Raw genomic sequence first — 9,228 nt, 5'->3', positions numbered from 1 at the left:
CTCCAAAGCTGTAAAAAATGCAAATGGTGAAATCGAAGGAGTTATGGCAATAGATAAAAAACTTGATAAACTTTCAGATACTGTAACTAGTATAGATCTTGGAAATAATGCCTTTGCATCTGTTTTAAGTAGTGGTGGTACTATTATTGCCGACACTGATAAAAGTCTAATTGGTAAGAATTCTAAGGATGTTCCATGGATAAAAGAAGTGCAAGAAATAGAGAATAACTCAAGTAAGGATATTATATTAGATGATGAATCCTTTTTAGTCTATAAAGAAATAGATGAAAAAACTGGATTAACTTTAGCAACCTTTGTTCCTAAAAATGAAATCTTTAATATAGTATTAAAGGGTATGATATTCCCTATTACTATATTTTTACTTGTTCTTATAGGTACAGTTATAGTAGCAAGAATATTTACGGGTAATTTAACAAATCCTATTAAGGATGTTGTAAATATATTACATAAGATAAAGGATGGAGATTTTACAGAGAAAGCAGTATTAAAACCTCACTATAATATAGAAATATCTTCTATGATTGATGGGGTAAATACTTTGATAGATGACATGTCAGTTCTATTAAAAGGAGTTAAAGATGCTTCTAATAATGTTAATGAAGGATCAGACACGTTATTTGGTGTAATAAGAGAATCAATACATGTAGGAGAAGAGGTATCAAAATCTGTACAACAGATTGCAGAAGGAGCTACAGATCAGGCCTCTCAGTTAGAAGAAAGTGTAAACATAGTAAACAGCTTAGAGGATGAAATTAATAAATCTATAATTAGTTCTAAGAAAATGCTTCAGGTTTCTTATGAAGTTAAGGAGTCTTCAACAGAAGGAGCCTCATCTATAGAAACCCTTAGCTCTAACTATGAAAGAAATACAGAGTCCAGTAATGCCATATCAGACAAAGTGGACTTATTAGCTCATAAATCTGAAGAAATAGGTCTTATAGTTGATACTATAAAATCAATAACAGAACAAACAAGTCTCCTTGCTTTAAATGCAAGTATAGAGGCAGCAAGAGCCGGAGAAGCTGGTCGTGGATTTGCTGTAGTTGCAGAAGAAGTTAGAAAGCTAGCAGAGGAATCAGCAAATTCTGCTCTAGAGATAAACAAGGTGATTGAAGAGATAAAAGGAAGTATAAAGGAACTTTATGATGAAGCTCACTTTACTAAGAAGTTAAATGAGGAAACTGGTGAAAGCTTAGAAATAACAAAAGATAAGTTTTCAATTATAGACAATATGATTAATACCTTAGAAGAAAATATTAAAGAGTTTGCTATTTCATTAGATAAAATAAATGATAGTAAGGATATAGTGGTTACTAAAATCTCAGAGGTAGCAGCAGTATCTCAAGAAACCGCTGCAACTACAGAAGAAGTAAGTGCAGCCTCTGAAGAACAATCTGCTGGATTACAAGAGATGGATGTACAAGCTGAGAATCTGAAACTCTCTTCAGAAAATCTAAATCTATTAATTGAGAAATTTAAGGTGTAGATGAGTAGATATAGAATGAATCTTATTTTCCTAAGATATAGATGACTATGGGAAAACAATTCCCTAGTCATCATATGTTAAACTATTAATTACATATAAATATAATAAAAAACTATGAGCATTGATTGAATTCAATGTACTCATAGTTTTTATTTTAGAAATTATTATTTAATGTTTCATTAAAAATACTTCTGTATACTACATCTTTATCTTTTATATTATTCCACAGTATAGTCCTTTACCTCTATAATAGATCTCTTACTATATTTCATTATCTTTGGAGCCATTAAAGCCAGTTTAAACCCATCAAAGTCTACCTTAATTTTATTAACTTCTATTTTAGGTACATAAAATTCTTTAGATACATTACTAGCTTGATTAACGGTAAAGGATCCTCCAAATCCCCCTCTACTCATTGATTTATTTACCCTTACCGAAATTTTTATATAATCATCGTCATAATAGATATTTATGTCATCTGAACCCACTCCTGGTAGATTACCATATATACAATATTTGTCAGGAAATTCCTTCATAGTAAACTTAACATCTTTATCATTTGATGAGTCTAAATTATCATTTATAGAAAATCTTCCAAACATACATTACTCCTTTTACAAATCTCTCTATAATATAATCTATTTAAAAATCTACTCTTTGTACCTATATATGGAAAAGTTTCTTTAAAAGTTACTTAATTACATATCTCCAATAAATTTAAATTTCAATTTATATATGGATTTTACTCTATTTAAATTGTAGCTTTCTAAAACTATGAATGCATAATCTTTGATTCCTTATTAAGAACCTAAAATATAAGGTTTATTAAAAGTTTAATAGATATTAAAGTTTTTAAGATATCTATATCTCTATAACTTTAAAAGATAAATTCCTTGCTTCTTCTACCATAACTTTAATATTATTAAGTGGTGTAGTTGTACCTAACCCGCAGGCTGGTGATAATATATCTACTCCATTTTTTATACAATAATTAGATATATTCTTTATTATTTTCTCCTCTCCCTTACATAATGTAAGGGTACTAACATTCCCCATTATAGCTCTGCCTTTAACATTCTCCTTGACCTCTTTAACGCTGGTTATAGAATCAAAGCTTATGGCATCACATTCTAGGTTTTGTAAACTTTTATATACACTTTTCAGCTTCCCACATATGTGAACTATTATTCCTCCTTTAGCATAAGGTCTTAAGGCTTCAACTATTTTATTTATATAAAAAATAGCAAACTCATTAAATAATTTTGGTCCTAATATTTCTCCGGTACCACTGGGATCTGATATTGCAAGAACTTCTGCCCCTGCCTGAAGTTGTGCTCTACCAAAAGTTATTAGATTCTCTGTTACAACTTCCATATACTTATGAGCCTCTTCTTTTTTCCTAACTAAATCCTTATAAAAATTTATAGGATCCATCATAGAGGATGCAAGACTTATTGGTCCCGTTATATTTGCTATAATTGGAATATCTAAATCTCTTTCTGAAAGAATTTTTATAGAGTCTAAACCCGCCTTAACTCTTCCTTTATTTAGATCTATATTATTTAAACTTTTATAATCTGTAATAGAATTAATAGCATAATTTGTTACCCTAGGCTCATTAATTTTATTCCCTAAAGAAACTACCGCCCCCATAGCTTCTGCTTCCACTGTCATACAGAAGGGAACTCCACAATTTTCAAATCCACCATTTTCATACATACTATAGGCTAAATCAGCCATTAGCTTTCCATCACTATGAGCTTCTGGCCAATTTATTTTACTTATATCCATAAGCTCCTCAATTATCATATTCATCATTCCCCCGGGGCATATACAGGGTGGTCTGTCTACGTTCTCATTTTTAAGAACCTTAAATAACCTTTCCTTGGGTGTTAACATCTCTACATCTCCTTAAGCACTTAAGCATTTTTCCTTCACAAGGTTTTTTGCAAGTTTAGCTGCCCTTGAGGCCTCCGGTGCATATCCATCTGCTCCTATCTTATCTGCAAAGTTTTGAGATATAGGTCCTCCTCCTACCATAACCACAATGTTGTCTCTCATCCCTTCTTCTTTAAGTAAGTTCATAACCACCTGCATATTATCCATAGTGGTAGTCATAAGGGTAGACATGCCAATTAAATTTGCATTAAATTCCCTAGCTTTTTTTATAAATTCCCTAGGTGATACATCACGCCCTAAATCTAGTACCTCAAATCCATTAGTCTCTAACATTATTTTAAATAAGTTCTTTCCTATATCATGGGTATCTCCCTCTACTACTCCAACAATAGCTCTTAAATTATTATCTTTACCTTCCCTTTTTAGCTTAGGTTTTAAAACTTCAAGTCCTGCATACATAGCATCAGAACACATTAAAAGTTCTGGAATATAATACTCTCCCTCCTCATATAAATCTCCAGCTTCCTTCATACCCATAGCTAGTCCTTCACTTATAGCCCTAAAAGGCTCTATATTTTCTTCTATACATATTTCTGATAGTTCCCTAGTCTCATCTTCCTCCATATTAACTACACTTTCTTTTAAATTAAGTAATAACTCTGCATCTTTCATAATTTTCTTCCCCCCGTAAATTTAAAATTATATTTTTAAAACTACTTTATAAGCTAAGGATTCTTTTAGTAACCTGTTAGTATTTTTTATACATTGTCCCCCTAATACTTTAGGATGATTTTTATCTTTCATAATATTTATTAATCCTTGTCCATAAGTTAAATTTTCATCATATCTTATAGGAACTAGTTCTATAAAACCATTGTTATATAAGCTTAGAGATGTAAGACCACATAGATGTAGTATTCCTTTATAATTGCATCTACTAAACTCTTTTACTACATTTAATGTACTAATCCCACTAAAATCTCTATATACATTCTTACCTACAATAGACTCTACTCCACTGGAATCTCCATAGGATATTATATCTACTCCTCTTTCAATGGCTTTATCTATATATTCTAAGATCCCCTTTTCCACCTTATTTATTATGTCTAATGCCTTATCTCTGTCTTTTCTTAGTAATTTATAAAATATTCTAGGATCCATTATGGATGTAATAACTGTAAAAGGGCCTTCTACCTTTAAAGCTACATAGTTTGATTCTTTTTTAAGCTCTTCTATAGCATCTAATACCTGTTTTACTCTGCCACTTTGAAAATCTATTTCCTTTAAATCATCTATATCCTCTAAGGAATTTATGGCATACTCTTTAACCCTTGGTAGATATTTTTCATCTCCTAGGTTTATTTGTGCTCCAAAAGCTTCTGGTAAAATGGTTAAGCAAAAGGGGAGGAAATAAATATTATCCTTTCTATAAGTTTTAAACTCTTTCGATAGCTTTATCATAGATTTCTTTTCACTATAAGCCTCCGGGAATCTTATTCCCAGTTCTAAAATCTCCAAAGGTATATGTTCATTATCTTCTCCTGAGCATTTAAAATTCTTCACCTTAAACACCTCTTATTACTTAAAATTTAAAGCTTCCACAAAATATTTCTGAAAGTAATCCTTACTATTTAAATCCACCACTTCTACTTTATTTTTTATATCTAACATTTTAGAAAGCTTATGTTTATTTAATAATGCTATTTTCGCTCCCTCCACTGAAGAATTTCCTACAAACTTCATATTCCCTTTAAACCCCTTAGGTATTATACCTACGGATTTTATACTTTCTTCTTTTAGATGATATCCAAAGGCACCAGCTATCACTACATGATCTATATCTTCTATAGAAGAATCTATTTCTTTCAAAAGCATATTTATCCCTGAAGCTATTGCCCCTTTAGCTAACTGTATCTGCCTTATATCCTTTTGGGAAATATATATTTCATCTGTTATATAAAACTTTTTATCCCTAAAATTATGGCTTAGCTCATATGGAATATTCTTAGAAAATCTTCCACTTGGTTCTATTAGCTTAAGATTTATAAGGGCTCCAGTTATATCTAAAAGCCCACTCCCACATATGCCTCTAGGTTCTACTTCTCCTATAGTAGAATAGGAAATATTAAAGTTTTCATCTAAGGAAAATCCTTCTATAGCTCCATTTTCGGCCCTCATTCCACAACTTATATTCATCCCCTCAAGAGCTGGTCCTGCTGCAGTAGAGGTAGAGAAAAGCTTTCCATCCTTTAGTAAAACTATTTCTCCGTTGGTTCCAATATCTATAAATAGTAAGGATTTATAACTTTCTATATCTATAGCTACTAGTCCGGAGGTGATATCAGCTCCTACATAGGAAGATATGGCAGGTAATATAGTTATAACCCCCTTAGGATTTATCTCTATCCCTAAATCTATAGGGTTTAAATCGAGGCTGTCTAAAAATACAGCTTTATATGGTGCCTTTGCTATAGATGATGGATTTATCCCTAGTAGCATATGTAGCATAGTGGTATTGGCTGATACAGCTAAGTTATATATATTTTCTTTATTAAACTTATCAGTTAATAATTCTTTTATAATTTCATTTATTTTATCCACCATTACCTTCTGAAGTTTATAAATTCCATCTTTCTCTTCCATAGCAAAACTTATTCGTGATATAACATCTCCCCCAAATACAGTTTGTGGGTTCAATTCAGAAGTCCTATTAATCACATGTCCATTTTCTAAGTTTAAAAGATACGCAGATATTCCTGTGGTTCCTATATCTAAAGCTATTCCTAGAATCTCTCTTTTCTCTTCTAATAAATCTATAATGGTATCTTCAAAAATCACCCCATAAAAATCTCTTTTATGATTCCTATCTAAATTTCCTAAGGTTTTTATAATCTGAAGATCTCTTACCTTAAGCTCTAAATCCTCCATATAACTTTTTAACTTACTTAAATCTATTTCTTTAAAATTTTTAATATGTACCCTACTATCTAACTCTACATCTAATAAAGAATAGCCTTCATTTATTGTTTTTAAGACTTTACCTTTATCCAGTAAAAATTCCACTCTAATATCTTCATTAACCCTTGTAAGACAGGCTAATCTCTCGTTAATATTACTTAAAAATTTCTTCTCTTCTTCCCTGGGCTCTGACTTTATTCCATATACTTTAACCCTGCACTTTCCACATATACCTTTAGAATTACAGGGAGTCTCTAGTTCAAATCCGTTTTTACGTATAACATCTATAAGTAAACTATTTTCTTTGACTTCTATTTCTTTATCATATTGACTAAAGTAAACCTTGCACATATTCCCTCCATATAAAAATATTTATATACCCTTATATTATTTCAAAATTAAATTCTATACAATTAATATGCTGTATTGTAATATAATGTATCCTACCTATAGATTTTCATAATACTTATGTTAAATCTAATTCTATTTTTAAAAAGATAAACTCTACAATAATTCTTAAAGAGAAATAACTTAACAAAAAAGAAAAACACTATGAGAGATATTAAAATTCAATACCTCTTACAATGTTTATTATTGAAAAGATTCATTATATAGTTTACAATTTAGAATTTGCAATTAAAATTTAAAAATACAAATCCTAATAATTATTTTTTATTCTTTAAACGCATAAGCTTTCATTCAACATATACTACAATATATTAAACTCACAAGTTATATAAAGCATACTTCCTCTTAACTCATAGTTAATATCTCCTCCCATTTTTTCCACCAAACTCTTAGCAATAGATAATCATAAACATGTTCTTCTATTAATTCATCTCTTAGATACATTAAAGATTGTACATCTTAAATCCTCAATTACCTAATAAATCCCATCTTATTTTTTGCCTAGATAAAAACTCCTAGCAGTGAAAAAAATTAAGGACCCAAATATAATAAAAAGCTCTATTGGTAAAAATGCTTTTGGTAATTCTAAAGAATTAGCTGAATGAAAAGTTATATAAAAGAAAGCACTTATTATCTCTACCTTAAGAACTATTATCATAGTCTTAGCACACTGATAAATAGCATTTTTATTTTCTTCTTTTTTACCTGAAGGAACATTCCATATCTTTGGGAAAAACGTTATTATTGTAAGTCCAAGATACATTAGCAGTCCAATAATAGGAGGAACTAGTATTTGACTTTTACTTACCCATCTATCAATCTCTCCTAATCCATTATAATGACCTGGTATTCTCTCAGGAATATCTCCCCAACTTGTTATGATAAAAATAAAGAAGGCTAATAGGACCATGATACCTATTATCTCTAAAAGAATTTGAAACTTACCATACTTTAATTTCATTCTTTATCCCTCCAAACTATTATAACTCTTATACATTTTAATATTTTACAAATATCTATATGGCTATAATTATATAATATGCTTATTATGAGATAAATTCAATAAAATGTATATCTTATGGTTTTATATTCTTCTAGAACTCCTTTCTCTCTTTAAAATTGAATTATTCATTTTTAAATCTACTTATTTTTCTATTCTTCCTTTTTAGCAAAGGTTGAATACTTAATACTTCCTGCACTAAAGAAGGTTAAAGCTATAAGTATTAACACAAATATATTAGGGAAGATAACTGAACTTTCTATACTTCCAATTGCCCAATAGAATGGAGTAAATTTGCTTAATATAACAACTATCTGAGGAATTTTAGTAGATGTTTCCCCTACTAGTCCTATAATATATAAGAAGAACATAACAATGGATAACATGATTATAACTAAGCCTGCAACCTCTGCCTCTTTAAATATTCTACTAATCATTACTCCAAGACTTATGGATACTATGCTCATTAAGATAATATTTAATATTAATATTCCAAAATTCTCAAAGTTTAATTTAAAAATTATCTGCATAAATACAAATGAAGCTGTATACATTATTGCTTGTGTAATTACCATGGATATATATATACTTCCCATTATCTTATATCCACTATTGCTGGTAGATAAAAATCTTTCTAGTATTTTTTGTTTTTTTAAGATTAATAAATCAGAACTTATATTAGATGAAAAAGAAATTAAGAAAAACATTATAAGCAGTATAGGAGTAAAACCTTCTGCACTTAAAAATCCTTCTTTCACTTTATACTCAATATCTATAATATTTTTATCTAATTCATCTTTTGTATCTATTATATTATTGCTTTTTAAAATTTCATATTTTAATAAAACATTTATTTTATCCTCTATTTGATTTTCAAATAAAAGTGTATTATTTCCTTCTTCAATCTTATATGAATTAATAGTAGGTTTTATATTTTTATTTATACTCTCTGTAAAGTTTTCTGGTATTTCATATAGGGCTACTATATTATAGTTTTTTAATTCTTCTAACCCTTCCTCTGTATTATTATAAAATCCTTTTAATTCTAAGTCTTCTATAAGTTCTTTTCCTAAATTCCCCTTATCTAAATTTACCATTGCTACTTTAGCATCTAGTCCTTTTTTAGTATTGTCCATTAGAAAGTTTATCATGGCCACACATACTATAGGAAAAATAAACATTAGGACTATATTTTTATAGTCTTTAAAATATCTTTTACAGTTAACCCATATCATCGTTAAGAACTTCATATTTATTCCTCCCATCTAATTTTAACTTTTATTAAACTTATTCCATACATAGCTATTGAAATAATTATCATAGTAATTAAATATTTATCTATTTTTTCAAAGGAGTTAAATAGCATAGCACTTCTATAGGCCTCTGAAATTATTCTTCCTGGGGAAAAATTAGATAGGGTTATGAAAATTTTATTTGTAACATCTTTTAAAGG

At 29.3% G+C, this 9,228-nt stretch carries 8 protein-coding genes and 1 pseudogene; 1 reads left to right on the top strand and 8 read right to left on the bottom strand.

The features are described from left to right. Nucleotides 1-1,507: methyl-accepting chemotaxis protein (locus tag AB2369_RS08385; RefSeq protein WP_367666031.1), on the top strand; the 1,507-nt coding region annotated here is incomplete at its 5' end. A gap of 218 nt (nt 1,508-1,725) precedes the next feature. Here the strand turns inward: AB2369_RS08385 and AB2369_RS08380 are convergent. The 8 genes and pseudogenes from AB2369_RS08380 to AB2369_RS08345 all read right to left on the bottom strand — a co-directional run. Further along, complete coding sequence (locus AB2369_RS08380; RefSeq protein WP_367666030.1) at nt 1,726-2,109, bottom strand: hypothetical protein; 384 nt, start codon at nt 2,107-2,109, stop codon at nt 1,726-1,728. A 259-nt stretch (nt 2,110-2,368) separates the two neighbouring features. Then, complete coding sequence (locus tag AB2369_RS08375) at nt 2,369-3,406, bottom strand: methylcobamide:CoM methyltransferase MtbA (RefSeq protein ID WP_367666029.1); 1,038 nt, start codon at nt 3,404-3,406, stop codon at nt 2,369-2,371. 12 nt (nt 3,407-3,418) lie between these two features. Then, on the bottom strand, nt 3,419-4,078 hold the full coding sequence (locus AB2369_RS08370) for a corrinoid protein (protein ID WP_367666028.1): 660 nt from the start codon (nt 4,076-4,078) through the stop codon (nt 3,419-3,421). 27 nt (nt 4,079-4,105) lie between these two features. Continuing rightward, nucleotides 4,106-4,972, bottom strand: a complete 867-nt coding sequence (locus AB2369_RS08365; protein WP_367666027.1) for a uroporphyrinogen decarboxylase family protein — start codon at nt 4,970-4,972, stop codon at nt 4,106-4,108. A gap of 15 nt (nt 4,973-4,987) precedes the next feature. Then, entirely contained in the window at nt 4,988-6,718 is a 1,731-nt protein-coding gene (locus AB2369_RS08360; protein ID WP_367666026.1) for an ASKHA domain-containing protein, read from the bottom strand. Nucleotides 6,719-7,265: 547 nt separating this feature from the next. Next, complete coding sequence (locus tag AB2369_RS08355; protein ID WP_367666025.1) at nt 7,266-7,736, bottom strand: DUF1648 domain-containing protein; 471 nt, start codon at nt 7,734-7,736, stop codon at nt 7,266-7,268. Nucleotides 7,737-7,927: 191 nt separating this feature from the next. Further along, the gene (locus AB2369_RS08350) at nt 7,928-9,025 is read right to left on the bottom strand and encodes an ABC transporter permease (RefSeq protein WP_367666024.1); all 1,098 of its coding nucleotides are present in this window, start codon (nt 9,023-9,025) and stop codon (nt 7,928-7,930) included. Between the two features lie 2 nt (nt 9,026-9,027). Then, nucleotides 9,028-9,228: pseudogene (locus AB2369_RS08345) on the bottom strand (ABC transporter permease); the annotation flags it as partial.

Origin of the sequence: Clostridium sp. (genome assembly GCF_040797585.1) — a bacterium.
Lineage (GTDB): Bacteria > Bacillota > Clostridia > Clostridiales > Clostridiaceae > Clostridium_Z.
This window is presented reverse-complemented; position numbering and strand designations above follow the sequence as displayed.